Source organism: Pseudomonas sp. IT-232MI5, assembly GCF_949767845.1.
In the GTDB taxonomy this organism is placed as follows: domain Bacteria; phylum Pseudomonadota; class Gammaproteobacteria; order Pseudomonadales; family Pseudomonadaceae; genus Aquipseudomonas.
The window spans coordinates 15,616-40,244 of the sequence record NZ_CATKQE010000011.1 but is presented as its reverse complement, the minus strand read 5'-3'; the positions used below and the strand labels follow the sequence as shown (position 1 = coordinate 40,244).

The following is a 24,629-nucleotide window of genomic DNA, read 5'->3' as shown; positions in this document are numbered from 1 at the left end:
CAATCAGAGGCAGCCTTTCCCATCCGAGTTGTGACGTCTCGATTCAAACGCTGATCAGCTAATGCGTGCGGCTATTGGAGGGCGATAGACAATGCCCTCCAACACATAGATTTTTAACAAGTGACCTGTTCTGGTAGCTTACGACGCTCACAAGGATTTGACAGGAAGTCATTATGGCCAAGCCAGCGGCGCGAAAAAGTGATCCATACAGTTGCCCATTGCCAGGACACGGCACCAACCCTATTGCGGTCGGCTCTCCCGACGTGTTTTTCGACGGACTGGCCGCAGCACGGCAAGGTGACGCGTGCACATGCGGGAGTGCGCTCTCATCTGGCCTATCTTCGACTGTGCTCATCAACGGTAAGAATGCCGCAACCATTGACACGGGTGGCACTCACGGCGGCGTCGTAGTTGGCGGGTCGGGGACGGTGATAATCGGTGATACCCATTCGCCTTGTGAGTTTGTTGCTCCTGCGCCGTTAGCGGGGTATGCGCGTTGGATCGGCTTCAGAATACCTGCGGACGAGAGCTACGAAGGCCTATCCTGCACCGCGCATTTTGATGACGGCTCATCGTTGCCCGGTGTATTTGATAAAGACAACGCCATTAAATTTTCGAACCTATCGGGGAAGGCGTGCGTGATGCTCCAATTTGAAGAGCAAGCATCCGAAGAAGCGGCATCTCTCACCGAAAGTCTATTGAATTCGATTTTGGGATAAGGACCATCCTATGACAGAGCCGTACATCGTCACTGGCAGCTATGTGGTCCAGCGAGAGCACGCCTTGCAAGACTCTCCTCTTGATCGGGCTTTAGAGCTAATGGAGGGCTCTGCGCTGCGGTTTTCACTGGATGCGATATCTGATGAAAAAACTCGAGCGAGCTATATCAAGAATATCCAGCGTATGTCTCAGCAAACACGCGATGACGTGAAAGCTGGAAAGATTACGGCGCAAGAGGGAGTGAAGTTCAGTCACGAGATGCGCAACAAAATCATGGTTGAGCATCGCAAGTTCACCTCTGCGCAGGGGCTGGCAATCGCCCAGAGGAAGAAAAAGGGTGGGACGGAGCTCAAAACACTTTTAAATATGTACTCTGAAAACCTATTCCAAAAAGGTTACGACAGCCTTTCGGAAATAGAGAAGAACAAAGTCCATTACACCATTCTGGAATCTTCGGGCCGGGATAATGCCAAGTTCTCGGCCGGTACAAAAAAGATGCTGATCATGGGCAAGCTTGGTGTTCTCGTAACTGCGGCTCTGGCGACATATCAGATATTGAATGCTGAAAACAAACCCAAGGAAGCTGCGCGCCAAGGAATCATTGTCGGTGCTGGGGCATTTGGTGGGGTACTTGCAGGGTTGGGCGTCAGCGCATTTTGCGGACCTGGTGCCCCCATTTGTGCAATCGCAGTGGTCTTGGTTGGAACAATCGCAGGCGGTGTTGCGGGCGAAGCTGTTGCGAGTTCATTGGATGAAGAGCTTGAGGAGTTCACGCATTGGGACACCTTCTGACTGAGCCAGAACTGACCAAGGTCAGAGCGGCACTCTCCGAGCCCTTCAACGACTTTCCGGTTGAATATGACTACCTAGCAAGGAAAGTAAGAGGCGTCGACCCTGACATTCTTTACGAAATTCTCTATTCAGAGGTCGCACCGGTGTGCTTCACCAATCTTGTGGCCGCAGTACCCCCGGTATGGACTGGTTTCGATCCTGACATACTCAGAGAGTCGATAGAGGAAAGGTTGGCTGCGAGAAAACGTAATTGGTTTCGTCGGCAGTTCGATAAGGTGTTGGTGCGCTGGCTGAAATACAACTACGCCTATATTTGGAAGGAAATCGCCAGCAGATTGTGATCCAGAATGCTTCAAGGCCTCAGCTTGGTGAACCTTGAAGACTGGCGACCACCGCAGCTGCTTTTTCACGCTAAAGGCAGCCTCCATCGGAAAGAGTGGGAGATCTCGAGATGCTGCGCGGAGCTGAGAACAGTGAGATGTTGCGGGAATACTACGAGATTCTGGTTACTCCAGAGGCCAAGCACGCGCTCTTGTACATGATTGGATGGGCATCAACGCTTAAGGGCTATGACTGCTTTCCAAGCTCGCACGGATACATCAAGGATTTTCGTTTCTTGCGTGAGGATGACTGCGATTTTGCATTCATTCCGAACCAAAAGTGGATGTTGTTCTACTTCAGAAAGCCGTGCCTGCGTCTCCAAAAGTTTTCGCGTGAGGAAATTTTTGGAAGAATTCCCGACGTAAAAGAGAATGCGAACGGAGAGTTTACTGTCAGGCTTAAAAGTATGAGCGACGTCATGCGCTTAGCTAGTTACATCGAAAGTTAGATGTGATCACGGTGATATTTGTTCGATTACATCAGTCGACTCCGAACAGCCGCAATGGGCCGAAAATTGGTCGTTATGCTCATTTTTCTCTCTGTTTTCTCCCGTATGGCGGCCTAATCGCCGCCATAGTCGGGGGCCGGTTACTCCGTTGGCACTACGTTATCCAACGCCCGATTCACTGCCAACTCCCCAAGCATCACCACCTGTGCAATGCCTTGCAGCGTCTTGCGTGCCGGTCCCTGCACCAGCCCGATCACATCCCCAAGCATCACCGAGGCCGAGCCGAGTGATTCGCTGGCATTCACCAGCAATTCCTCAGTCTTGGTGTTCGGGTTGGCGATAAACATCGTGTTGGTTTGGTACGGGGTGAGCATGATTTCCGGGGCGGGGCCGAGGTAATGGGAGAGGGCGCGGTCGACGGCTTCGTTGAATTTCTTGGCGTCTGGGGATTCGTCGCCCGCGATCGGGTCGGTTTCTGGCGGATTCGGTGTGATTTTGAACATGATGTAACTCCCTTGTGTCGCTTAAAAGGAGCCATCACCCTCTCGCTACCAAACGATGGGTGGCGGCCATGCACAGGTTGGTAGACCGGGACACAAGGAAAACCGGCGCGCTCGAAAGCGCCCTGCGCATGACCACCATAAAAGCCAGGCGAAGACTTTCGCCAATAGTGAAATTGCGCACCTTGTATACACGGGCTACCAAACCCGATCACTGCTATTCAGTGACCGAACCACAATAGAACCCGCATCCAAGGCGCACAAGCCGGCGGATTCTGGCGTAGTCGTAGGCAACGGCGCAAGGCGTTGTAGGTTGGGATGACGTAACTTGGGGTGTCTTTAAACAAAGTCCAGGAATTGCTTCAACAGGGCAGTTCGAGCTGTTTTTGCGATGTCTTTGTGGACTGGAGGAGCGATAGCCGTTTCGCGATCCACCGCAGCAAGTCCCGTGGCTAGAGGGGGAGTTAATTCGCCAGCGAAATCAGCGTGTCGATCACATTGATCGGCACATAAATCAACGTAATCGCCGCATACGCTTTACGCGACCGAGCCACAAATGCGCCAATCGGCAACGCAATCATGACCACATCGAGCAAACCCCAAAGCGCTACAGGCGATGCCTCAAACAGCGTGACATTGACGATCAGCCCCAGGCACAGATACGTGGACAGCGACAGCAATGCATAGCGCCCATCCTGTTCGAAATACACGCGCAACCCGTTCTGCTCATCCTCACTACGGCTCGGCAGCAACAACGCAGCGGTGACAAACAGCGACAGTGTCAGCATCACCAACAGTAGAAATTCAAGAAACGAGAAGCTCTGTTTCACCGTCGACAGTGCGTTGACGGCCCACCAGAATTGCAGCTGCATGGTAAACAGCATCACCGCCCAGACCAGCGCCACCCAATCTGGCTTGGCTACTCGGCGGATGCGGAACACCGTTAATACGCCAAGCAGCAGGCGAGTGACGGAGAGCCCGAGGATCATTGAGAGAACGGTGGCGACGATTGGGAAGTTGTTCATCAGGCCTCCCGGGGTACGCGTTATGGGTTAAAAGGGTGTTTTGCGCAGGCCCGGTGATTGGTAGCGTCATTCCTTGACCTTAAAACTAGCGTGTTCACGCGATAGGGCAAGGCAGCGCCATGATCGGGCGGAGGACGACTTCACGCCTTGAACGGCTGGGTGTGAGTGATACGATCGTGGCGTGCCAACCACGCCAGCTAGCAGAATCCGTCACCATGAAGCCCAGTTTCGAGAAAATTCCCACCGAGGCCGATGCCTCTTGGACGCTGCTGAACCGGCGCTTACCCGAGGCGATTCCGTTCGAGTGGCATCACCATCCCGAGTATGAGCTGACGCTGACGTTGAACAGCCGAGGCCATCGCTATATCAGCAATGACGTTGCGCCTTACGATGACGGGGATCTGATTCTGGTGGGGCCTAATGTGCCGCATAGCTGGTCTTCGGCGGAGTTGATTGATCCGCGGCAGCCGCACGTTGCGTTGGTCATCTGGTTTTCGGCGGCGTGGGCGGAGTCGTTGGTGACGTTGTTCCCTGAGTTGGGGTCGGTTCGGCGGTTGCTCGCGGCGGCGGGGCATGCGTTGAGTTTCAGTGAGGACGCGTCTCGCGAGGTGCGGCCGGTGATTGAGGCGATGGTCGATCAGGAGCCGGCGGAGCGATTGATTGCGCTGCTGGCGGTGCTCGGCAAACTGGCGAAAGACGTTGATGCCACGCGGATTCTCCCAGCGCCGAGCACGCAGGCCGGGAGCCCCATCGTCGAAGACCCGCGCATCCATCGAGTCCTGGAGTACCTGCATGGGCACTACGCCCAACCCGTCAGTATTCCTGCTTTGGCCGAGATGGCGTGCGTGAGCGTGTCGGCGTTCCATCGAATGTTTCGTCGTCACACGCGCTGCACGGCGCTGGACTACATCGTGCGCTTACGGATCGGACATGCTTGTGCGCTGTTGATGCAAGGGCACACTACGGTTTCGCTGATCGCTGAGGCGGTTGGCTATTCGTCGTTGGCGCTGTTCAATCGTCAGTTCAAGGCGCAGAAAGGGCTGACCCCCTCGGAGTTTCGCCGCCAGCACGAGCATCATTTTCACTAGGTCGATCGTCCCGGCCCATCCGGGCAAAACGCCACAATCGTATTACCTGACGCTTCAATCGAGGCTGCCGCGATAGCCCTCGGAAGTGCTTCCATACCTGCCTGAATAACAAGAACAGCAGGTCATTCAATGAGCAAATACCAGGCATTCGAAAGCGCAACGCTTCCCGACGATTACCGAGCCAGCATCGTCAATATGAAGCGCGCGCTGCGTGAGCAGATCGGCGATGTGGATGCGTTGTTCGCCCAGGTCAGTGAGTTTGTTGCTGGCGAAATCGCCTCAATCAAAGAGCAGGAAGCGCTCACAGGTTCGGCTTGGCCGGAGCTGGAGTTCGCTGACATTCTCGCGGCGAAAGTGAAGCCGCAGCAGTTGGCGTTGATCAAACGCCGGGGTTGCGTGGTGATCAGAAACCACTTTCCACGAGCGCAGGTGTTGAATTGGGACAAGGGCCTGCTGGAATACCTCGATAAAAACCACTTCGACACTGTTTACCGTGGCCCGGTTGACCAGTTTTTCGGCAACCTTGAGGGTTCACGTCCGGAGATTTTCCCGATCTATTGGTCTGCGTCGCAAATGCAGTTGCGTCAGGACGAGCGGATGGGCGCCGCGCAATCGTTCCTCAATCGTCTTTGGAAAACTCAGTCGCACGGTCAGGAATGGTTCGACCCTGACGTCAATGCGCTGTATCCCGACCGGGTGCGGCGGCGCCCACCGGGCACGTATTCCAAAGGGCTGGGGCCGCACACCGATTCGGGTGCGTTGGAGCGCTGGTTGCATCCGGCGTACCTGAAGGTCTTCGACAAAATCTACAGCAACGATTTCAACGCCTACGACCCCTGGGACGCGGCGTTTCGTACCGAGGTTGATGAATACGCCTACAAGGACACGGTCAAGTGTTCCGCGTTTCGCACGTTTCAGGGGTGGACGGCGTTGTCTGACATGAAGGCGGATCAGGGCGTGCTGCATACCTTGCCGATTCCGAAAGCGATGGCGTACATGCTGCTTCGCCCGTTGCTCGATGACGTGCCCGAGGATGAGTTGTGCGGCGTGGCGCCCGGCAAAGTGCTGCCGGTTTCAAGGCAATGGCATCCGCTGTTGGTCGACGGGCTGAGCCCGATTCCGGATGTGCAGGCGGGGGACTCGGTCTGGTGGCATTGCGATGTGATCCACAGCGTCGCGCCCGTGGACAACCAACAAGGTTGGGGCAACGTGATGTATGTGCCTGCGGCGCCGATGTGTCCGAAAAACCGGCGTTACGCCAAAGATGTATTCAGGGCATTTGAACGGGGCGCGTCGCCTGACGATTTTCCGCCTGAGCATTACGAAAAAAACTGGCAGGAACGCTTCAGTGTCGAAGGCTTGAATGCACTGGGGCGCGCGGGTCTTGGGCTCGAGTAAGTCATCGAACTGCACCGCTGAATCCGTTCAATAACAACAATAAAGGTATCGAAAATGAACCGCATCAATCGCCTTGCTGCAATGGTTTCTTTGGCGTCACTTTTCCCCTTCGTCGTCCACGCCGCTGAAAGCAAAGGCACCGTCGAGGTCGTTCATTACTGGACGTCCGGTGGCGAAGCCAAGTCGGTGGACGTGTTGAAGAAGATCATCCAGAGGGAGGGTTTCACTTGGCAGGACAGCGCCGTCGCCGGCGGCGGAGGTGGCGCGGCAATGACCGTGCTGAAAACTCGCGCGGTGTCGGGCAATCCGCCCTCGGCCGCACAGATCAAAGCGCCGGATATTCAGGAGTGGGGTCGGCTCGATTTGTTGACCAGCGTGGATGACGTCGCCAAGGCCAACCATTGGGACAACCTGCTGCCCAGGACCATCGCCGACAGCATGAAATACGAAGGGCATTACGTCGCGGTGCCGGTGAACATTCATCGCATCAACTGGTTATGGCTGAACCCGGTGGTGCTGAAAAAGGCCGGCGTGAGCAAGGCGCCGGCTACTCTGGAAGAGCTGTATGCCGCTGGCGACAAGCTCAAGGCAGCGGGTTTTATCGCCATCGCCCATGGCGGCCAGGCCTGGCAGGACACCACCGTTTTTGAGAATCTGCTGCTGAGCGTCATGGGTGCTGACGGGTTCAAGAAAGCCTTTATTGATGTCGATGAGGCCACTCTCACCGGGCCAAAAATGACCGAGGTGTTTGCTGCATTGCACAAATTGCAGGGTTATCTGGATCCCGACGGCAATGGTCAGGACTGGAATCTGGAAACCGCCAAAGTCATCAACGGCAAGGCCGGTATGCAGATCATGGGTGACTGGGCGAAAAGCGAATGGACGGCGGCCGGCAAGCAAGCCGATGTCGATTACCTGTGCGTACCGTTTCCCGGCTCGCAGGGCGTTTACAGCTACACGATTGATTCGCTCGCGATGTTCAAATTGGCCACAAAGAACGACAACCCCGGCAACATTGCTGCTCGTGATGATCTGGCCAAGGTCGCGCTGGAGCCGGAGTTTCAATATGTCTTCAACCAGAACAAAGGCTCCATTCCAGTGATTAAAGGGCTGGACATGAGCCGATTCGACAGCTGCGCTCAGGCCTCGGCGAAGGATTTTGCCAACGCCGAAAAGACCGGCTCACTGGCGCCGAGCATGGCGTTTAATATGTCGACATCGCAGGCCGTGCAGGGCGCGGTGTTTGATGTGGTGACGCACTTCATGAATGACAAAGATGCTGATCCGGCAAAGGCCGGAAAGCAGTTGTTGGCGGCGATCAGAGCTGCGCTGTAGGGCGAGAGGCTTTCCGGTTGGTCGCGGGGGACGGTCGGGGTTGATGAGGCGGGGCGGACGACGTTGAGTTTTGTGTGGGGCTGGCTGTCGGGAGCGAGTGGGGGCGGGGAGTCGAATTATGTTGAGGTTGTTGGGGAATAGTTGAGCGGGATTTACGGCTGTTGGATTTCGGTTGGATGAGCTGACGCGTAGCCGAATGGTTTTCGGCTACGCGAGCCCTTCAATTACTGCAATTCCACCAATGTCTCACTCACCGCCATCACATCCCACGTCCGCATCACCTGCGTAATCGCCGCATCAATGTTTTCAATCGGCGTGTTATCCCGAGCAAGGATGGAAATCCCCTGCAGGAAACTGTCGAACACCGTGGCCATGGCGGCCGCGTTCGTATCGTCCGCTAACAGTCCTTCACTCACCCCACGCTCGACACACGCCACAATCCCGGCGCGGGTTCGTGCGCGGGAGTGGGTGAGGGCTTGAGCGACGTGGGCGTTTTCCGGGCTTGGGGCGCTCATAACGCCGAGGGTGACCATGCAGCCTTTCGGATGCCCGTCGTCGCATTGCATGCGTGCTGACCGGCGCAGTGCGGTTTCGATGGCTTGGCGTGGCGGCAGGCTTTCGTCCCACAGGCATTCGGTGACTTGGGCGAAGGTCGCCAGGTAACGCTGCACGCATTCGTCGAACAAGGCTTCTTTGGAGCCGAACGCGGCGTAGAAGCTGGGGGCGGAGATGCCGCCGCCCAGTTCAGCCTTCAGCAGTGAAAGGGATGTCGAGTCGTAGCCGTGTTGCCAGAACAATTGCATGGCCTGGTCGACGGCGTCGTCACGATCGAATGCGCGGGGGCGGCCGGTTCTGGCCATAGCTGAAACTCCTCGGAAAGTGATTTGGATACTAGTCGATACATAAGTCGTTGACAACGTGCCTTGGCTGCCGCCAGTATTCTATATCGATCGGTATGCAAGTCTGATTTTCCAAACTCAAGGAGTTTCCCGTGACACCTTCATTGACTCTAACGGCTGCGCCCAAACGCCTGCCCATTGGCGCCTTGCTGGCGCTGGCCATGACCGGATTCATCTGCATCGTCACCGAAACCTTGCCCGCCGGGCTGTTGCCGCTGATCAGCGACGGCCTGGCGATTTCACCTTCCATGGCCGGGCAGATGGTCACCGCGTATGCGCTGGGCTCGGTGCTGGCGGTGATCCCGATGACCATCGCCACTCGCGGCTGGCGTCGGCGCAATGTGTTGTTGCTGACGATTCTCGGTTTTCTGCTGTTCAATTCGATCACGGCGCTGTCGTCTCACTATGGTGTGACGCTGGTGGCGCGCTTCTTCGCCGGAGTCTCGGCAGGGTTGGCGTGGAGCCTGTTGGCCGGTTATGCGCGGCGAATGGTCGAGCCTGATCAGCAGGGCAAGGCGTTGGCGCTGGCCATGGTCGGTACGCCGATTGCCCTGTCTTTGGGCGTGCCGCTCGGCACATGGCTGGGAGGGCTGGTCGGTTGGCGTACGACGTTCGGCATCATGTCCGGGCTGACTTTGATTTTGATTGTATGGGTGCTGGTGAAGGTCCCCGACTATCCACCGCAGCCTGCGCATCAGCGCCTGTCGCTGCGCGATGTGCTGACGACGCCCGGCGTCCGACCGGTGCTGGCAGTGGTGATCAGCTGGATGCTGGCGCACAACATTCTCTACACCTACATCGCCCCGTTTGTGGCGCCGGCGGGGCTGGCGGATCGCGTGGATCTGGTGTTGTTGGTGTTTGGTCTCGCAGCGTTGGCGGGGATCTGGCTGACGGCGAAACTGGTTGAGCCGCTGTTGCGCAAGACCGTGCTGGTGAGCCTGGCGACGTTTGCATTGGTTTGCGTGGTGTTTGGCTTTTGGGGACAAATGCCGCAGGTGATTTACCTCGGTGTGTTGGTGTGGGGATTGAGTTTTGGCGGCGCGGCGACTTTGTTGCAGACGGCACTGGCGGATGCTGCCGGTGATGGCGCGGATGTGGCGCTGTCGTTGAATGTGGTGGCGTGGAACAGCGCGATTGCCGGTAGCGGGGTGGTCGGCGGGGTGTTGCTCGACCGCTGGGGTGTCGCCTCGTTTCCATGGGCCATGGTGGTGCTGGTGAGCGTGGGATTTGTCATTGCCTTTGGCGCACGGGTGCACGGGTTCAGGTCGGGGCCGCGTGTTGCTGGAGCGGCTGCGGTTGCCGGGCACTGATGCCCGGACGCGCGCACTGCGTGGGCCTCGAGGGCGACCACGAATCAATACTTTGTCAGTGATTACAGCGGCCGAAGGATTACGGGTGTGTTGCTCGATGAAGCCAATTAGGTTTCAGCGCGTCAGTAGTTCTATTGGCTCAGCCCCTTGGAATCCGCCAACCCGCCCTCATAACAATTGCTACACCCAACACCCCCGAGAGGAACGACAAGCCATGACCAGTCAAACCGAAACCGCCATCCTTGCCGGCGGCTGCTTCTGGGGCATGCAGGATCTGCTGCGACGCTATCCCGGCGTGTTGCAAACCCGCGTCGGTTACAGCGGCGGCGACGTGCCGAACGCCACCTATCGCAACCATGGCGACCACGCTGAAGCCATCGAGATCACCTTCGACCCGGCGGTGATCAGCTATCGACAGATCCTTGAATTCTTTTTCCAGATCCACGACCCGAGCACGTCCAACCGGCAGGGCAATGACCTCGGTCGCAGCTACCGTTCGGCGATTTATTACCTCAACGAAGCGCAGCGCGGTATCGCTGAGGATACGGCTGCCGATGTCGACGCCTCAAAACTGTGGCCGGGCCGCGTGGTGACCGAAATCGAACCGGCGGGGCCGTTCTGGGAAGCGGAGCCGGAGCATCAGGATTACCTCGAGCGCATTCCGAATGGCTACACCTGCCATTTCATTCGGCCGAACTGGAAACTGCCGAAGCGCGCGTGAGTCCAAAACGTCCTTAACCACCAGAACCTCGAATATGAATCATGAACTTTGGCTGGACCCTGATGGCTGTCAGACCTTTTGTCTGGCCGGTGCTCAAGGTGATAGTGCGCGGGCACTTATGGATTCGGACGCGAAGCTTGTTTGGGAGGTCGAGGCTGCCAGTCATTTCGAAGCGATGACCAAGTACTATGCGCACATGCAGTGGGGCGAGTACCAGACCGACTTTCCCGAACAAGACAAGACGTCCTACAGAGACCTGGGCTGAGAGTGCTGTCGCGCATCCAGCGCCAGCACATAAGCACTGACATTGAGCTGTCGATGCAACTGGGCTGAAGCGCTCTTTTCGGGGCCATCTGTTGCAGGATGGCGCCCGAGTGGAGCGGCAACGGTGTTCAATTCACACGCGTACTCACGACTTCCCCGGTGGCGGTGTCTTCCAGCCAGACTTGCAGACGATTGAGGCCAACGTATTGCGAGCGTGCCATGATTTTCTGGCCCGGCTTGCCATCGAACTTCAGATCCGCATACATGAAATGTTGCGGCAGTCGGTATTCCAGTTGAATCGTGTAGGTGCCCGGTTTCAGCACCGCGCGCTGCGGCGAATCGTTCTTGTAGTAGTACGTGGAGAACGGGATATTGCCGACTTTTTCATCGTTGATCCGGATGATGTTCAGGTTCGGCTGAAGATCGGCAAAGTGCCGCTGGGGCCGGCCGGCATAGGTGTCGGTTTCGACCACGGTGTAGCGCGACTCGTCTGCTGCGGTGGTGACGCCGACGTTGGAGTACGCCGGCATTTCTGCGCAACCTTGCAGGCCCAACAGCGCCATGATCAAGGGAAGGACAATCTTTTTCATCGATAAAACCTGTTTTTACTCAAAGTTGATTCACGATCAGACGGGCGTCTGACGTTGTTGATTTGCTGATTGCGAGCGGGTGTTTGCCAACAGAGCGCCAGCGCTCAAGCCTTGCCCAAGCCAAACAGTGAACGCAGCTTGCTGCCCCAACTGCGCTCATAGAAGGGCGTCGTTTGCTTGAGAAAGTAATCGCTCAGCCCCGACTCACCTTCGCAGACGCGGTACAGGTCAACGGGTTCGCCCGACGGCGCCGTGTCCCCGGCGACATTGCCGGCTTCACGCATGACCCGCTGAACATCGCCGTCCGCCTCGATCCCGACGATCAAGTGCGGTTTTTCGTCCACCGAAGTGTCGTGCATCAACGCGAGAAAACCGCGTTTGACGTTGCGATGTTTGGCGAGTAACTGCGTCAGCGAATGGATCATTTGTGTGGGGTATTGCGAAGGCTGGCCGAGCAGGACTTTGGTTTCTTTTTCGACGGTGCGCGAGGTGGCTGTCTGGCCGACTTCATCGGAGAGCAGATTGGCCACTTCCTGCGGGAAGAACTCTTTGCCATAAGGCGACTTCGGGTTGAGAAAAAGAGGCGTGCCCAGCGTCATCTCGAACAGCGACCTGGCCGGCAACTCCAGATAAGTCTCTTCACCGTTGATCGACTGTTGCAGGGTTTGCAGCGACGAAAAAAACGGAATGACCGAGGTGCCATCCGGTTTCTCCCAGTGCGCGATGCTGATATTGCTGCCGGCTTCGAGATTGACCACGCCGTCTGCCGTGCCCGTCGTGCCGAGGATGTAAACCGGCGAGTTCAGCAGTGTCGTGAAGAACTCAGGCCGTTGCGCGGGCTCGTCGGCGGCCAGCCTGAGCGATTTTTCCAGTGGGTTTTCTTGCCGGTTATCCATGATGTCCATCCGTGACTCGCTAGAAAATTGCTGACTTGGGTTTTCGCCACCGGCTCGTGTCAGAGCAGACTCCACGACACCCCGACATACACACCCATCCCTTCACCCGGTGTCGATCGCGCCGCGTCCAGACCTTTGTCGTCATACCCCGGTGTCACCGTGGCGGCGTAGTGCTTGTTACTCAGATTGCGCATGTCCAGCCACGTCTGCCAGTCACCTTTCGGCGCGTTGTAGCCGAGTGTCGCGCCGAACAGCGCGTAAGGGTCGGCGTAGTAGCTGTTGGCGTAATCCACGGCAACTTTCGACACTAGTTGCGTGTTGACCGCGGCGAAGAAGCCCTGAGGCCAGTCGTAGCGCAACTCGCCCTGGTAGTAATGCATCGGCAAGCCGGGCAGGCGATTATCGCCAAAACGATCATCGTCGCGATAGTGGAAATCGCTGAAGGTATACGCCTGACGCAGGCTCAACTGGCGACCATCGGCGGCCGACCAGAGTTGACTGTTGAGGCTCGCTTCGACGCCTTGGTGCACGGTCGGGCTGGCGTTGAGTTCGTAAGGCGTGACGGCGTTGGCATCTGGCAACACCGACAACAACTCATGCCGCACTTGCGCGTAGTACCACGCCAGACTCCATTCGCCGACGGCGCTGTCACCACGGCCGCCCAGTTCCAGTGTGGTCGCGGTCTGGTTCTGCAGTTTGATCGGGTCTTTCTGCGTGCCGGTCGCCGCGCCATTGCCAGCGGGGAAGCGCACGTTGGAGCTGTAGATCAGCGACCACGGGTGCGGCGCTTCAACCGAGCGGCTGAGGTTGCCGAACACCTGCAGATCCGGGGTGATCTGGTAGCGCAGGCCCAGGCGCGGCGCGTAGTCCCAGTCGTTCATGCTGGTTTTGCCACCGCTTTGCGGGTAGGTCACGGCGCTTTCGCGGCGGGTGTAGATGGCTGCGAGGCCGGTGGTCAGCCAAAGGTCGTCGGCGATTTCCAGATCGTTGCCAAAGTGCAGAACGGTGTCCGAACCCTGATAGGTGAAATTGCGCATGCGCGTGCCTGGCACGTAGCTGGCGGTGTTGCCGGAAGGGATGCGCACGAACTCGCTGGCGCCGTCGTTGGGCAGGTGTTTGGTCACGCGCAGGCCGACGTTGCTGCGACTTTCCATGCCGAAAATCGTGTCACGGCGTTTGTAGTCAAACGTGCCGCTGACGTCGGTGTAGGCGACCTTCAAGCGGTTCGGGCCTTCACGCAGGTCCATCGGGTAGTCGTGGTAGACGAGGCCGGTCTGGATGCTGGAATCGTCGTCGATGTAATAAGTAGTCTTGTTGCCGATGAAGGTGCTGCCCGGCTGTTTGCGGCTATCGTCGCGCGCCACGTAGGACGGATTGGCCGCGCGAGGCGAGTGTTCGATGGAGTGCTTGGTCACGCGGCCGGCGAGGTCGTTGTCGGTCTCGCGGTAGCGGATATAGAAGCGGGTTTCCAGGTTCGGGTTGAAGCGATAGCCGAAGTTGGCGATCACACCTTTGCTCTCGCTGGCGGTGTGGTCCTGATAGCCGTCGGCGTTGGAATCGGTCAGCGACACGTAGTAATCGAAATCGCCGAGCACTTGCCCGGAACTGACCTGACGCTGCTGATAGCCGTGGCTGCCGGTGGCATAGCGCACTTGCAGTTTCGGCGCGTTGTAGCCGGTGTGGCTGACGTAATCGATGGCGCCGCCCAGTGCCAGCGAACCGCGATCAAAACCGTTGGCGCCGCGCAACACTTCAACGTGATCGACCCACAGCGGTTCGAGCAATTCATACGGCGTGCCGCCCGGGCCAGTCAGAGGCAGGCCGTCGAGCAGGGTGTACAGCCCCGACGCATGCGCGCCCGGCGCGCGGTTGATGCCCGAGCCACGCACCGAGATCTTCACGCCTTCGTTGCCCGCCGACTGCGCATAAACCCCGGGCTGATAAGCCAGCACATCCTGATTGCTCGCCACGCGACCCTGCAATGGCTGGCGCATGTCGACCACGTTGGTGCCGCCGGGGACTTGTTCCAGACGGGTTTTGGCTTCTTCGACGCTCGCGTCTGAAGCGCTTTGCTCGTCGGCCGAAATCAGCACTTGCCCCAGTTCCAGACCTTGAGTCTCGGCCATTGCCGGGCAGGCGAGGGCCAGGCCGAGCAGGGCGGTGGGCAGGGATTTGGACGCGGGCATCGAGAAACTCCAGGCAGACAAGGGCAGGGCAATGAACAGTGCGACGCAATAAAGAACGAAGGAAACACATGGCAATTTGGCTTTTTGCCCGGCAATGGCAATCAGCACGGCATGAACTAACCTCACGTGTCTGGTTTGTCCCGTCAATCAACACTCTGTTTCTGCATTTATTGGAGAGAGGCCAAGGTCATGGCAAAAGGCAAAAAGAAGGCCGCCACGGCGCCTGAAAGTCCGAAGCTGAAGAACAAGGATTACCTTGAGCAGTTGCGCAAACTGCACGTCGAACTGGTCAAGTTGCAGGAATGGGTGATCGCCAAGGGCGTCAAGGTCTGCATCGTCTTCGAAGGCCGCGATGGCGCTGGCAAGGGCGGGACCATCAAGGCATTGACCGAACGTGTCAGCCCGCGAGTCTTTCGCGTGGTGGCGCTGCCGGCGCCGACCGATCGCGAGAAAAGCCAGATGCATGTGCAGCGTTATCTGCCGTATCTACCGGCGGCAGGCGAAGTGGTGATTTTCGATCGCAGTTGGTACAACCGCGCCGGCGTCGAGCGGGTGATGGGCTTTTGCACCGATGAGCAGGCCGACAAGTTCCTCAAATCGATTCCCTGGGTCGAGCACGCCATCGTCCAGTCCGGGGTGATCCTGCTCAAGTACTGGCTGGAAGTCAGCCCCGAAGAGCAGACCCGTCGGCTTGAGGCGCGGATCAACGACGGGCGCAAGACCTGGAAACTGACACCGATGGACCTGAAATCCTACAGCCGCTGGTACGACTACTCACGGGCGCGGGACGAAATGTTCAAGCACTCCGACACCGAACACGCGCCATGGCTGGTGGCCGACTCCAACGACAAGCGCCGTGCCCGGCTGAACATCATCACCGATGTGCTCAGCCGCATTCCGTATGAGGATGTGAAGCGCGAGAAGGTCGAGTTGCCCAAGCGGCAGAAGCCGGGCAAGTACCGGGATCCGGATTATCCGTATAAACGCGTAGCGGAAAAGTTCTGACGAATTGCGTCAGACACAGGGGAACTGACCAGCACAAATCCCTGTAGGAGTGAGCCTGCTCGCGATAGCGGATTGTCTGTGGCGGATGTGTTGCCTGACACACCGCTTTCGCGAGCAGGCTCAATCCCACAGTATTCGGTGGTGTATCCATCATTGTTGATCGGCAAAGCCCTTTAGAAGCAAACAGTCCATCCGTCGACTGCGCTGAACCCCTTTGATCCCGTTTCTTTCTATCAAGGAAGCCCTTCACGAGATCATTCCCCGATGTTCAATCAGCGCAAACAAGAAAAACTGGCGGCATGGCGAAAATTGGCGACGCAATCGCAGATGCGACTGGATCCGGAAGAACAGTACGACGAACTGCTCAAGGCAGCCGATGAGATGGAGGAGCAGGGGTTGATCACCAGCGCCGAGTGGCGGCAGTTAGTTCGCGATGCAGGTAATGTGTTTACCGCTGATTTGGGGCGAACAAACGGTTAAGTCCTTCAGGTCACGCGACCTTTCTTTGCCTTCAGCTGTGCGCCCCTGGAATCGTGCAGTAGCCGCGCAAACGCGATTTTGTCGATCGGCCGACTCATGAAGTAACCCTGCACTTCATTGCATTGGTCGACCCCGAGAATATCCAGCTGCTCTTCGGTTTCGACCCCTTCGGCGGTCACGGTCAGGCCCATGGCTTTACCCAGCCCGATGATCGCCTGCACCACCGCGCGATCGTTGGTGCCGCTGCTGATCGAGGCGATGAAGCGCTTGTCGATCTTGATCCCGTCAAACGGATAGGCACGCAGGTAACCGAGCGATGAGTAACCGGTGCCGAAGTCGTCCATGTTCAGGCGTACACCCAATTCCTTCAGGGCATTCATGGTGGTCAACGCGCCGTCGGTGTCGTTGAGCATCACGTTCTCGGTGATTTCCAGTTCCAGGCGACTCGCTGGAAAACGGGTTTGCACCAGTACCTCCCGAACATCCTCGACCACATCGCTGACGGCAAACTGCGCGGGTGACAGATTGACCGACAGCATAATGTCTTCCGGCCAACCCAATGCGGTTTCGCAAGCTTCGCGCAGCACCCAGCGACCGAGCGGGACAATCAGATCGGTCTGTTCCGCCAGCGGGATGAACAGGTCCGGACCGAGCAGGCCTTTGCTGGGGTGTTGCCAGCGCACCAGCGCTTCGACCGAAACGATGTGTTTGCCATCGACCTTGTAGCGCGGCTGATAGTGCAGGATGAATTCGTTGTGCTTGAGCGCGTGGCGCAGGTCATCCTCCAGTTGCCGGCGCGTCTGGATCTGATCGCTCATGTGCGCTTCGAAATAACACCAGGTGTTTTTGCCCTCGGATTTGGCTTGATAGAGAGCGATGTCGGCATAACGGATCAGGTCGCTGGGCACATAGCCGTGGCGGCGACTGAGCGAAATGCCGATGCTGGCGCCGATGTGCAGCGGGTGATGTTCGAAGACTATCGGTTGATGCAGGCTGCCGATCAGGCGGGTGCAGAATTTGTCGATCTCATGCTGACTGTCCATGCCGTTGAGCACGACGATGAATTCGTCGCCGCCCAGTCGCGCGACGATGTCGTGTTCGCGGGTGCATTCACGCAGGCGCACGGCGACTTCCTGCAGCACGGCGTCACCGGCCGGGTGGCCAAGTGAATCGTTGATCGGTTTGAAGTTGTCGAGGTCGATCATCAGCAGCGACAGCGGCGGCGCGTGCTCCTTGAGCAGCAGCGCCTCATCCAGATAACGTGCGAGTTTGTTGCGGTTGGGCAGGCCGGTCAGGGCGTCGTGCATCGACAGATGCTGGATTTGCGCATGAGCGGCGACCTCGTCGGTGATGTCGCTGGCAGTGCCGCGATAGCCGATGACCGCGTGTTTGTCGAAGATTGGCCGGGCGGACAACCGACAGTGGCGCGTCTGGCCGGAGTGGTCACGGTAGGTGCAACGCAAGTCACTCGCGCTGTTCTCCTCGGTCAGTTTTCTCAGCCACAGTTCCAGCGGCGTGGTGTCGCAACTCAACAGGTGGCCGATGTCCTGCCCCAGCCACAGGGTTTGCGGGTAGCCGGTCACTTCGCTGAAGCGCGCCGACAGGTACGTCAGCGCCAGGTTGCGGTCGACTTCCCAGATCCAGTCGGACGCGGCTTCGGCCACGGCGCGAAAGCGTTCTTCGCTGGCTTCCAGCTCGCGATTGGCGTGTTCCAGCGCCTGATTGGAGGTTTGCATGACGGCAAAACTCTGGTCGACGTACTGCGATGAGCGCAAGGCATGGCGGAAGAAGTACGCGGTCAGCAGCATCAGCACCACAATCGTCGCGCCGAGTGGCGGTAGCAATGACCACAGTAAATGTTGTCCGGGCCGTTCCAGATCAGCGATCAGGCTGTAACCGGTGCTGTCCAGCGGCACGCGAGGGCGGTTCGGGTCGAGCGTATCGTCCAGTGCCAGGGTCAGGTTATTCAAGCCGTAACCGCTGCCGATCAGGCGCAATTTGGTCGGCGTGAGTTTGTCGACGAACACCAGCACCGAAGAAGTCTGCGGATCGCCGAGTGGTCGCTCATCGTTCGGGATGATCGCCGCCGTCGACACCAGCGCCGGCCAGCCCTCGAACAGTGAATAGCGACTGACTGGCTTGGTCAGGTCACCTTGGCCCAACACTTGATCCAGTAATTCCGTGGCGCTCACCTGAACGAACGCGGACAACTCGGCATCGACCATTTGCCCGCGCACCACCGCGTAACGGGTGCCTTCGCGGTTGAGGACGAACACGCCGTCATAGCCGTCACTGGTGAACAGGGTCTTGCCGAGGTTCTGCTCGGTGTAGGCCCAGTCGGTGTCGACCTGACCGCTCAAATGCTCGTAGGCGGTGGTCCAGTAGGCGTAGCTGGTGATGTAGTTTTTCGAGGCAGTGATGCGGTTTTCCAGCGCGCGAGCCGAGTAAAAGCGGGTTTTGTTGACCTCTTCGCTGTCCAGGCGCTCGGCGATACCCAGCAAAGCGACCGCCGCCGCAATCACGCCGCTGACAAACAGCGCACCGACCGCGAAGGCCAGGCGGCGGGTGACGGCGCTCTGGCGCGGTGGAAGCGGGGCTGCATAGCTGGAAAGGTCCATGTGCTCGTCCTTGATCCGCTGTCTTCTGAATCTAGAACCACGGCGCGGGCGCAATGTTCAGATTCTTCTCGGCGACTGCATTGAAAGCGTAGTGAAGCCCGCGTGATTTGCCTCCCCGAGTGCAGCGCGCCGATCAGCGGCGATTCCCGAAAGGGCAAGACTTCCCGCGCAAAAACCGGATAATGGCGCCCATTCGTTTAGCCGTATTCTGGTAATCCCGCATGGAAATCAAGGTCAACTTTCTCGACAACCTTCGACTTGAAGCCAAGTTCGACGACTTCACGGTGATTGCCGATCAGCCCATTCGCTACAAGGGCGATGGTTCGGCACCGGGGCCGTTCGATTACTTTCTGGCGTCGTCGGCGTTGTGTGCGGCGTACTTTGTGAAGTTGTACTGCGACACGCGCAACATCCCCACGGAAAACATTCGTCTGTCGCAGAACAACATCGTCGACCCGGAAAACCGCTACAACCAGATCTTCAAGATTCAGGTGGAATTGCCGGCGGACATCTCCGAGAAAGATCGCCTGGGCATCCTGCGTTCCATCGATCGCTGCACGGTGAAGAAGGTCGTGCAGACCGGCCCGGAATTCATCATCGAAGAAGTCGAAAACCTCGACGCCGATGCTCAGGCGCTGTTGATGCCGGTGGCCGGTTCCGACGCAGGCACCTTCATCGCCGGTAAGGACCTGCCGCTGGAGCAGACCATCGCCAACATGTCGGGTATCCTCGCCGACCTCGGGATGAAGATCGAAATTGCTTCGTGGCGCAATATCGTGCCCAACGTCTGGTCGCTGCACATCCGCGATGCGCATTCGCCAATGTGCTTCACCAACGGCAAGGGCGCGACCAAAGAGGGCGCACTGGCCTCGGCATTGGGCGAGTTCATCGAACGTCTGAACTGCAACTTCTTCTACAACGATCAGTTCTGGGGCGAAGAAATCGCCAACGCCGAATTCGTCCACTACCCCGACGAGCGGTGGTTCAAACCGGGCCCGAAAGACGAGTTGCCGAGCGAGATCCTCGACGACTACACCCTGAAGATTTACAACCGTGACGGCGAGCTGCGCGGCTCGAACCTGTTCGACACCAACTCCGGCAACACCCAGCGCGGCATCTGCTCGCTGCCGTTTGTGCGCCAGTCGGACAATGAAGTGGTGTACTTCCCGTCCAACCTGATCGAAAACCTCTACCTCAGCAACGGCATGAGCGCCGGCAACACCCTCGCCGAAGCGCAGGTGCAGTGCCTGTCGGAGATCTTCGAGCGCGCGGTCAAACGCGAAATCCTCGAAGGCGAAATGGCCCTGCCGGACGTGCCGCAAGAAGTACTGGAGAAATACCCGAGCATCCTCGCCGGCATCAAAGGCCTGGAAGAGCAGGGCTTCCCGGTGCTGGTCAAGGACGCGTCGCTGGGCGGTGAATTCCCGGTGATGTGCGTGACCCTGATGAACCCGCGCACCGGCGGCGTATTTGCCTCGTTCGGCGCCCACCCGAGCCTGGAAGTGGCGCTGGAACGCAGCCTCACCGAGCTGCTGCAGGGCCGCAGTTTCGAAGGCCTCAACGATCTGCCGCAGCCGACGTTCTCCGGTCAGGCCGTCACCGAACCGAACAACTTCGTCGAGCACTTTATCGATTCCAGCGGTGTGGTTTCGTGGCGCTTCTTCAGTGCCAAACCAGATTTCGAATTCGTCGAGTGGGACTTCTCAGGCCAGGGTGAAAACTCCAACGCCGAAGAAGCCGCAACGCTGTTCGGCATCCTCGAAGACATGGGCAAAGAAGTCTACATGGCGGTCTATGAGCACATCGGCGCCAAGGCTTGCCGCATCCTCGTGCCGGACTACTCGGAGATCTACCCGGTCGAAGACCTGATCTGGGACAACACCAACAAAGCCCTGCAATTTCGCGCCGACATCCTCAACCTGCACAACCTCAGCAAGGTCGGCCTGCGCAACCTCGCCCAAGGCCTGGAAAACAGCGAGCAGGACGATTACACCGAGATCACCACGCTGATCGGCGTCGAGTTCGACGACAACACGCCGTGGGGCAAGCTGACCATTCTGGAACTGCGCCTGCTGATCTGCCTCGCCCTGCAGAAGTACGAACAGGCCAAGGATCTGGTCGAAGCGTTCCTGCAGTACAACGACAACACCGTTGAGCGCGGCTTGTTCTATCAAGCGGTCAACGTGGTGCTGGAGATGGAGCTGGACGAGGATCTGCAACTGGAAGACTACGAAGCCAACTTCCGCCGGATGTTCGGTGACGAGCGCATGGACGCGGCGATTGGCTCGGTCAATGGCAGCGTGCGCTTCTATGGCCTGACGCCGACCAGCATGAAGCTGGAAGGGCTGGATCGGCATTTGCGTTTGATCGAGAGCTATAAGAAGTTGCATACGGCGCGGGCGAATGTGACGGCTTTGTCGCGCTGATATCTGCGCTAGAACAAAAGCACCCTCGGGTGCTTTTTTTACCTGCAAGTCTTGAATCGTGTGAATGTCTTATAGGTGAGTAGTGGCCAAGTGCTAGAATTTGCCACGAGCGTCTGAAGTCACGGACGATGATTTAAAATCAGGGAGAAGTGTAAATGTCGGAAAAGATTGTAAAGTCCAAACTGGTCAACTTTCTGGTAGCTGATGTCGAGGTGAATTACGAGGAGGTGGGTGAGTTTTACGATGCTGTTGGCGCCGGCAATGTCGACGTGGTGGCCGGGGTCATGGAGTCGTTCAAGCAAGCTTATGGCGGTCTGTGGGTCGGTGGGAAGATGGTGCTGACCAAAACGGCGGTTCACCTCAATGCCAACGCCCTGAATCGCATGGTTCAGGACGGTACGTTAGACATCGAGATTCCGATCGGTATGATCCGCGCTGTCGCCAACGAAGGTGGATTCTTCACCAAGATCATCCGTCTGGACACCGACGCTGGTAGCGTCAAATTCCGCTGCTATGGCGCTAAAGAGGTGGTGGCGCTGATCGAAAGGATGATCGTGCCACGGGTCTCGACTGCGGTGCTCAAACGGTCTTCTAACGCTTAACGACCATGCGCCGCATTCGCCAGCAGCTCGGTATCCACTCGCACAAACACCGAGTCACCCACCGCCGTCAACACGTCCCCGGCAAACACCTCACAGATCACCCGGGTCTTGCGCCCGACGTCACCCTCGACTTTCGCGCGCAGAGTCAGCGGCACGCCCATCGGTGTCGGTTTGATGAATTTGATCCCAAGGTTGCCGGTGACGCAGTCGATACGCGGCAGGCTGCCAGGCTCGCGGTTTTCCGCGCGGTAGTGATACGCCATCGCCGTCCAGTTGGAATGGCAGTCGACCAGCATCGCGATCAGCCCGCCGTAGACCAGATCCGGCCAGCCGCAGTATTTGGCCTCCGGCAGGTGTTCGGCAATGACGTGCACGCCGTCTTCATGCCAATGGCTTTTGACGTGGAGGCCGTGCGGGTTGCGGCCGCCGCAGCCGTAGCAGACGCCTTCGGGCGCGGCGAGGTCTTGCAGAGGAGTATCGAGGCTGGACATGGTTTTTATTATCCTGGCGTGGTGAGTCCGGTCAGGCGCAAGCGATTGCGCCCGCCGCGTTTCGATTCGTAGAGGGCGGCGTCGCCTTGCTCGATCAGCGCGGTGAGGTTGGCTGGCGGTTTGTCGAACAGGCTGGCGCCGATGCTCAGTGTCACGGCGGCAGTAGTGGGGAATGTCTGTGAAGTGGTGCTCAGAAACTGCTCGCGCAGTGTGTTGCCCAGTTGCATGACGCGCTCACTCGATGCGCTGTTGAGCAGGATGACAAACTCGTCACCGCCCAGGCGCGCTGTCAGCGCATTGCGCGGCAGCACCGAGCGGATCATCTCGCTCATTGCGATCAGCAAACGATCCCCGGCGGTATGGCCGTACTGGTCGTTGACCAGTTTGAAATTGTCGATGTCGATCAGCAGCAGGGCGCCGGGATGCTCCGGCGATACGTGTTCGAGCAAGCGCGGTGCGCGTTTTTCCAGGGCGCGGCGGTTGTACAGGGCCGTCAGCGGGTCGCGCTCGGCGAGGCGGGCGATCTGTTTTTCCCGACGGTAACGTTCGGTGCCGGTCATCGACAGGGCGATCAACATGATTGCCATCGCACCCTCGACCAGAGAAATCTGAATGATCTCGCCCCGAAACGCCGCCAGATCGATCAACGTGCCGGGGATCACCACGGTCAGGGCTTTGGCCACGTAGAAGATCCCGTGACCGAGCAGGACGTAACGCAACTGCACCGCACCGACGCTCAGCGACTTGCCGTGGGGGCGCAGCAGTGAACTGGCCTTGAGGGTCGACAGCGCCACCAGCAGCGAATTGGCCGCCAGCATGACCTTCGACCACAGCGGCCCGTCCGGCAACAACAGCATGACCAGCCAAGTGGCGAAGATCAGATACCAGGCCGGCGACAGTCGGATCTGGGTGAAGCGCGCCACGCCGAGCAGGAACAGGAAGTGCGCGGTCACCAGCAAGCCGTTGGCGAACCAGATGCCGATCAGCAAAAAGCCGCTGCTGCGCAGCAGAGCCAGGGTGGAACCGACGGTGATGGTGGCGAAACCGGCGCTCCAGAACAGTAGCGAAGGCTCACGAATGCTGCGCCACTCGATCGCCAGATACAGCGCGGCGGCGGCTGCGAGGGCGATGGAAATGGTCAGCATCGTAGGTGGGTCGAGCGGCATTTCTGGATGAGCCTGTCTGATTGGCGGTGAGACCGGCGATTGTAAGCGTTCGGGCGGCTTTTTCGCAGCGGTCGTGTTGCCGCGCAGACCATTGGCAGCGGGGAGGGCGCGGTTGCTGACCGCCGCCCTGATCACCGTGCCGATCGGTCATTGCTCGGGCGTGAGCCAAGTGTCGACGACTCGACGATCCAGTTCTTCCCAATACGCCATACCCAGCACCCGCGTGGTGTTGAGCCCGCGCAGGTAGCCGCGCAACTGGTTAGCGGTGTCTTTGATGAGCTGCCGGTCGGTCGCGTCTTTGTTCAGCAATACGCTTTCGTACTGAACCAGATACTCGGCCACGCGCTCGCGGAAATCGGGCAGAACGGCGTCACGGATCAGGTCAAACGTTCTCAAGGCGAACTCCTCATTTCATGTTTTTCTCGTTGTGATTGAGTGTGTATCAGTCTGCACGTCGCGCAACTATTGCTAGAAGTAATAGTGACCATCAAGAAACGCAAGTTCTGCTTTGGCGGCAATCGGCGGAAAATCGCCTCCATCGAACACGCCGCTCAAGGAATCTGCGCGATGAAGACTATGACCCGACTGGCTTTGGTCGCCCTGCTGGCAGGCGGCGCACTGTTCACAGCACCGACTTACGCAGCCGACACCGGGTCGTGTCACTTCCAGACCATCACCGGCAGCAGCGCGACGTTGCAGCATTCGCAGACCGTGGGCGTGTTGCTCAGTGAGAACACGCTGGACAACCTGCAATACCTTGGGCGTTACCACGACATGGCGGTCAACGGTGCGAAAGGTGCGCTGGATTCGCGGATTCGAGCAGCCTTTGTCAGCAGTTCCGATCCGGAATTGGCCATCGACTGGCTGGTAAGTTCGCTGCAACAGCAGTTCTTGTCCGTGACCGTTTACGACAACCTTGATGCGTTGGTACAGGCGCATCCGGACATCGTGGTGAAACTCGACACCTTCAATCGTTTGCTGACGCAGCAAAACAGCCTGGTCGAAGCGCGTTTCACCGCACGTTTCTACGACGCCGACCTGCAATACATCGGCAAGGCTGAAGGCGCCGTTGAGAAACAGCTGCCCTCGGTGTGGGTGCATAACCAAGCGGCACCGGCCATTGCTGCACAAATCGACAGGCAGCGTGACTTGCAACTCAACGCCTTGAAGCAATTCGATGTGTCGCTCAAGGCGCTGGTGGCGTCGAGCTGATCACTTAAAACATAAATGGCGACGGCGGCTCCGTGAGGCTGAACCGTTGCCGGTTGAACCGAACCTTTATTTTCAG

General features: G+C 58.3%; 25 protein-coding genes. 15 read left to right on the top strand and 10 right to left on the bottom strand.

What is annotated here, in order from left to right:
• The first annotated feature begins 173 nt into the window (after window positions 1-173).
• The 4 genes from ACM6JQ_RS09080 to ACM6JQ_RS09065 all read left to right on the top strand — a co-directional run bounded on the left by ACM6JQ_RS09080 (window position 174) and on the right by ACM6JQ_RS09065 (window position 2,341).
• Window positions 174-719, top strand: a complete 546-nt coding sequence (locus tag ACM6JQ_RS09080) for a PAAR domain-containing protein (protein WP_007913041.1) — start codon at window positions 174-176, stop codon at window positions 717-719.
• 10 nt (window positions 720-729) lie between these two features.
• Window positions 730-1,512: a hypothetical protein gene (locus ACM6JQ_RS09075; protein ID WP_095111966.1), complete on the top strand. Its 783-nt coding sequence runs from the start codon at window positions 730-732 to the stop codon at window positions 1,510-1,512.
• Window positions 1,497-1,853 (top strand): hypothetical protein, encoded by a 357-nt coding sequence (locus ACM6JQ_RS09070; protein WP_007913045.1) that lies wholly within the window; start codon window positions 1,497-1,499, stop codon window positions 1,851-1,853. Before ACM6JQ_RS09075 ends, ACM6JQ_RS09070 begins: the two co-directional genes overlap by 16 nt.
• Before the next feature lie 110 nt (window positions 1,854-1,963).
• On the top strand, window positions 1,964-2,341 hold the full coding sequence (locus ACM6JQ_RS09065; protein WP_095111967.1) for a hypothetical protein: 378 nt from the start codon (window positions 1,964-1,966) through the stop codon (window positions 2,339-2,341).
• Between the two features lie 140 nt (window positions 2,342-2,481).
• Here ACM6JQ_RS09065 and ACM6JQ_RS09060 read toward each other — a convergent pair whose 3' ends face one another.
• Together ACM6JQ_RS09060 and ACM6JQ_RS09055 are read right to left on the bottom strand one after the other, a co-directional pair.
• Window positions 2,482-2,844, bottom strand: a complete 363-nt coding sequence (locus ACM6JQ_RS09060) for a DUF6124 family protein (RefSeq protein ID WP_007913049.1) — start codon at window positions 2,842-2,844, stop codon at window positions 2,482-2,484.
• 461 nt (window positions 2,845-3,305) lie between these two features.
• Complete coding sequence (locus ACM6JQ_RS09055) at window positions 3,306-3,866, bottom strand: hypothetical protein (protein ID WP_007913051.1); 561 nt, start codon at window positions 3,864-3,866, stop codon at window positions 3,306-3,308.
• A gap of 215 nt (window positions 3,867-4,081) precedes the next feature.
• On the opposite strand from ACM6JQ_RS09055, the gene ACM6JQ_RS09050 reads away from it, so the two are divergent.
• The 3 genes from ACM6JQ_RS09050 (at window position 4,082) to ACM6JQ_RS09040 (ending at window position 7,687) form a co-directional block, all read left to right on the top strand.
• A complete protein-coding gene (locus ACM6JQ_RS09050) occupies window positions 4,082-4,954 on the top strand; it encodes a helix-turn-helix domain-containing protein (RefSeq protein ID WP_176472282.1) in 873 nt (290 codons plus the stop codon).
• Between the two features lie 129 nt (window positions 4,955-5,083).
• Window positions 5,084-6,352 (top strand): DUF1479 domain-containing protein, encoded by a 1,269-nt coding sequence (locus ACM6JQ_RS09045; protein ID WP_007913055.1) that lies wholly within the window; start codon window positions 5,084-5,086, stop codon window positions 6,350-6,352.
• A 54-nt stretch (window positions 6,353-6,406) separates the two neighbouring features.
• Window positions 6,407-7,687 (top strand): ABC transporter substrate-binding protein, encoded by a 1,281-nt coding sequence (locus ACM6JQ_RS09040; RefSeq protein WP_176472283.1) that lies wholly within the window; start codon window positions 6,407-6,409, stop codon window positions 7,685-7,687.
• Between the two features lie 224 nt (window positions 7,688-7,911).
• On the opposite strand, the gene ACM6JQ_RS09035 is transcribed toward ACM6JQ_RS09040, so the two are convergent.
• Entirely contained in the window at window positions 7,912-8,547 is a 636-nt protein-coding gene (locus ACM6JQ_RS09035) for a TetR/AcrR family transcriptional regulator (RefSeq protein ID WP_095111971.1), read from the bottom strand.
• Window positions 8,548-8,678: 131 nt separating this feature from the next.
• Here ACM6JQ_RS09035 and ACM6JQ_RS09030 point away from each other — a divergent pair, with 131 nt between their 5' ends.
• The 3 genes from ACM6JQ_RS09030 to ACM6JQ_RS09020 all read left to right on the top strand — a co-directional run bounded on the left by ACM6JQ_RS09030 (window position 8,679) and on the right by ACM6JQ_RS09020 (window position 10,882).
• On the top strand, window positions 8,679-9,896 hold the full coding sequence (locus ACM6JQ_RS09030; protein ID WP_414893602.1) for an MFS transporter: 1,218 nt from the start codon (window positions 8,679-8,681) through the stop codon (window positions 9,894-9,896).
• A gap of 214 nt (window positions 9,897-10,110) precedes the next feature.
• Complete coding sequence (gene msrA / locus ACM6JQ_RS09025; protein WP_414893601.1) at window positions 10,111-10,617, top strand: peptide-methionine (S)-S-oxide reductase MsrA; 507 nt, start codon at window positions 10,111-10,113, stop codon at window positions 10,615-10,617.
• Between the two features lie 34 nt (window positions 10,618-10,651).
• Complete coding sequence (locus tag ACM6JQ_RS09020) at window positions 10,652-10,882, top strand: hypothetical protein (protein ID WP_414893600.1); 231 nt, start codon at window positions 10,652-10,654, stop codon at window positions 10,880-10,882.
• Window positions 10,883-11,009: 127 nt separating this feature from the next.
• Here the strand turns inward: ACM6JQ_RS09020 and ACM6JQ_RS09015 are convergent, their stop codons facing one another.
• From ACM6JQ_RS09015 to ACM6JQ_RS09005, 3 genes are all read right to left on the bottom strand, one after another.
• A complete protein-coding gene (locus ACM6JQ_RS09015; protein WP_095111975.1) occupies window positions 11,010-11,471 on the bottom strand; it encodes a hypothetical protein in 462 nt (153 codons plus the stop codon).
• A gap of 104 nt (window positions 11,472-11,575) precedes the next feature.
• A complete protein-coding gene (gene sseB, locus ACM6JQ_RS09010) occupies window positions 11,576-12,367 on the bottom strand; it encodes an enhanced serine sensitivity protein SseB (RefSeq protein WP_095112196.1) in 792 nt (263 codons plus the stop codon).
• Window positions 12,368-12,426: 59 nt separating this feature from the next.
• Entirely contained in the window at window positions 12,427-14,553 is a 2,127-nt protein-coding gene (locus tag ACM6JQ_RS09005; RefSeq protein ID WP_414893599.1) for a TonB-dependent receptor family protein, read from the bottom strand.
• A 189-nt stretch (window positions 14,554-14,742) separates the two neighbouring features.
• On the opposite strand from ACM6JQ_RS09005, the gene ppk2 reads away from it, so the two are divergent.
• Both ppk2 and ACM6JQ_RS08995 read left to right on the top strand, forming a co-directional pair.
• On the top strand, window positions 14,743-15,558 hold the full coding sequence (ppk2, locus tag ACM6JQ_RS09000; RefSeq protein ID WP_007913069.1) for a polyphosphate kinase 2: 816 nt from the start codon (window positions 14,743-14,745) through the stop codon (window positions 15,556-15,558).
• Between the two features lie 264 nt (window positions 15,559-15,822).
• On the top strand, window positions 15,823-16,038 hold the full coding sequence (locus ACM6JQ_RS08995) for a hypothetical protein (protein ID WP_007913071.1): 216 nt from the start codon (window positions 15,823-15,825) through the stop codon (window positions 16,036-16,038).
• Between the two features lie 5 nt (window positions 16,039-16,043).
• On the opposite strand, the gene ACM6JQ_RS08990 is transcribed toward ACM6JQ_RS08995, so the two are convergent.
• Window positions 16,044-18,656: an EAL domain-containing protein gene (locus ACM6JQ_RS08990; protein ID WP_095111977.1), complete on the bottom strand. Its 2,613-nt coding sequence runs from the start codon at window positions 18,654-18,656 to the stop codon at window positions 16,044-16,046.
• A 221-nt stretch (window positions 18,657-18,877) separates the two neighbouring features.
• Here ACM6JQ_RS08990 and ACM6JQ_RS08985 point away from each other — a divergent pair, with 221 nt between their 5' ends.
• Window positions 18,878-21,082 carry an OsmC domain/YcaO domain-containing protein gene (locus ACM6JQ_RS08985; RefSeq protein WP_414893598.1) on the top strand — a complete coding sequence of 735 codons (2,205 nt, stop codon included), beginning with the start codon at window positions 18,878-18,880 and terminating at the stop codon, window positions 21,080-21,082.
• 155 nt (window positions 21,083-21,237) lie between these two features.
• The gene (locus ACM6JQ_RS08980; protein WP_007913077.1) at window positions 21,238-21,684 is read left to right on the top strand and encodes a hypothetical protein; all 447 of its coding nucleotides are present in this window, start codon (window positions 21,238-21,240) and stop codon (window positions 21,682-21,684) included.
• Here the strand turns inward: ACM6JQ_RS08980 and ACM6JQ_RS08975 are convergent.
• The 3 genes from ACM6JQ_RS08975 to ACM6JQ_RS08965 all read right to left on the bottom strand — a co-directional run bounded on the left by ACM6JQ_RS08975 (window position 21,681) and on the right by ACM6JQ_RS08965 (window position 23,737).
• Window positions 21,681-22,175 (bottom strand): PaaI family thioesterase, encoded by a 495-nt coding sequence (locus tag ACM6JQ_RS08975; RefSeq protein WP_123376842.1) that lies wholly within the window; start codon window positions 22,173-22,175, stop codon window positions 21,681-21,683. The genes ACM6JQ_RS08980 and ACM6JQ_RS08975 overlap by 4 nt on opposite strands.
• A gap of 8 nt (window positions 22,176-22,183) precedes the next feature.
• Window positions 22,184-23,341, bottom strand: coding sequence for a GGDEF domain-containing protein (locus ACM6JQ_RS08970; protein ID WP_123376843.1), 1,158 nt, complete (start codon window positions 23,339-23,341; stop codon window positions 22,184-22,186).
• Window positions 23,342-23,488: 147 nt separating this feature from the next.
• On the bottom strand, window positions 23,489-23,737 hold the full coding sequence (locus ACM6JQ_RS08965; RefSeq protein ID WP_123376844.1) for a hypothetical protein: 249 nt from the start codon (window positions 23,735-23,737) through the stop codon (window positions 23,489-23,491).
• A 171-nt stretch (window positions 23,738-23,908) separates the two neighbouring features.
• On the opposite strand from ACM6JQ_RS08965, the gene ACM6JQ_RS08960 reads away from it, so the two are divergent.
• On the top strand, window positions 23,909-24,553 hold the full coding sequence (locus ACM6JQ_RS08960) for an ATPase (RefSeq protein ID WP_414893597.1): 645 nt from the start codon (window positions 23,909-23,911) through the stop codon (window positions 24,551-24,553).
• Window positions 24,554-24,629: the final 76 nt, after the last annotated feature.

What these genes read in the sequence shown, in the direction of transcription:
- ACM6JQ_RS09080 (WP_007913041.1), top strand. Translation starts at nt 174, where the DNA reads ATGGCCAAGCCAGCGGCGCGAAAAAGTGATCCATACAGTTGCCCATTG.
- ACM6JQ_RS09075 (WP_095111966.1), top strand. Translation starts at nt 730, where the DNA reads ATGACAGAGCCGTACATCGTCACTGGCAGCTATGTGGTCCAGCGAGAG.
- ACM6JQ_RS09065 (WP_095111967.1), top strand. Translation starts at nt 1,964, where the DNA reads ATGCTGCGCGGAGCTGAGAACAGTGAGATGTTGCGGGAATACTACGAG.
- ACM6JQ_RS09060 (WP_007913049.1), bottom strand. Translation starts at nt 2,844, where the DNA reads ATGTTCAAAATCACACCGAATCCGCCAGAAACCGACCCGATCGCGGGC.
- ACM6JQ_RS09055 (WP_007913051.1), bottom strand. Translation starts at nt 3,866, where the DNA reads ATGAACAACTTCCCAATCGTCGCCACCGTTCTCTCAATGATCCTCGGG.
- ACM6JQ_RS09050 (WP_176472282.1), top strand. Translation starts at nt 4,082, where the DNA reads ATGAAGCCCAGTTTCGAGAAAATTCCCACCGAGGCCGATGCCTCTTGG.
- ACM6JQ_RS09045 (WP_007913055.1), top strand. Translation starts at nt 5,084, where the DNA reads ATGAGCAAATACCAGGCATTCGAAAGCGCAACGCTTCCCGACGATTAC.
- ACM6JQ_RS09040 (WP_176472283.1), top strand. Translation starts at nt 6,407, where the DNA reads ATGAACCGCATCAATCGCCTTGCTGCAATGGTTTCTTTGGCGTCACTT.
- ACM6JQ_RS09035 (WP_095111971.1), bottom strand. Translation starts at nt 8,547, where the DNA reads ATGGCCAGAACCGGCCGCCCCCGCGCATTCGATCGTGACGACGCCGTC.
- msrA (WP_414893601.1), top strand. Translation starts at nt 10,111, where the DNA reads ATGACCAGTCAAACCGAAACCGCCATCCTTGCCGGCGGCTGCTTCTGG.
- ACM6JQ_RS09020 (WP_414893600.1), top strand. Translation starts at nt 10,652, where the DNA reads ATGAATCATGAACTTTGGCTGGACCCTGATGGCTGTCAGACCTTTTGT.
- ACM6JQ_RS09015 (WP_095111975.1), bottom strand. Translation starts at nt 11,471, where the DNA reads ATGAAAAAGATTGTCCTTCCCTTGATCATGGCGCTGTTGGGCCTGCAA.
- sseB (WP_095112196.1), bottom strand. Translation starts at nt 12,367, where the DNA reads ATGGATAACCGGCAAGAAAACCCACTGGAAAAATCGCTCAGGCTGGCC.
- ACM6JQ_RS09005 (WP_414893599.1), bottom strand. Translation starts at nt 14,553, where the DNA reads ATGCCCGCGTCCAAATCCCTGCCCACCGCCCTGCTCGGCCTGGCCCTC.
- ppk2 (WP_007913069.1), top strand. Translation starts at nt 14,743, where the DNA reads ATGGCAAAAGGCAAAAAGAAGGCCGCCACGGCGCCTGAAAGTCCGAAG.
- ACM6JQ_RS08995 (WP_007913071.1), top strand. Translation starts at nt 15,823, where the DNA reads ATGTTCAATCAGCGCAAACAAGAAAAACTGGCGGCATGGCGAAAATTG.
- ACM6JQ_RS08990 (WP_095111977.1), bottom strand. Translation starts at nt 18,656, where the DNA reads ATGGACCTTTCCAGCTATGCAGCCCCGCTTCCACCGCGCCAGAGCGCC.
- ACM6JQ_RS08985 (WP_414893598.1), top strand. Translation starts at nt 18,878, where the DNA reads ATGGAAATCAAGGTCAACTTTCTCGACAACCTTCGACTTGAAGCCAAG.
- ACM6JQ_RS08980 (WP_007913077.1), top strand. Translation starts at nt 21,238, where the DNA reads ATGTCGGAAAAGATTGTAAAGTCCAAACTGGTCAACTTTCTGGTAGCT.
- ACM6JQ_RS08975 (WP_123376842.1), bottom strand. Translation starts at nt 22,175, where the DNA reads ATGTCCAGCCTCGATACTCCTCTGCAAGACCTCGCCGCGCCCGAAGGC.
- ACM6JQ_RS08970 (WP_123376843.1), bottom strand. Translation starts at nt 23,341, where the DNA reads ATGCCGCTCGACCCACCTACGATGCTGACCATTTCCATCGCCCTCGCA.
- ACM6JQ_RS08960 (WP_414893597.1), top strand. Translation starts at nt 23,909, where the DNA reads ATGAAGACTATGACCCGACTGGCTTTGGTCGCCCTGCTGGCAGGCGGC.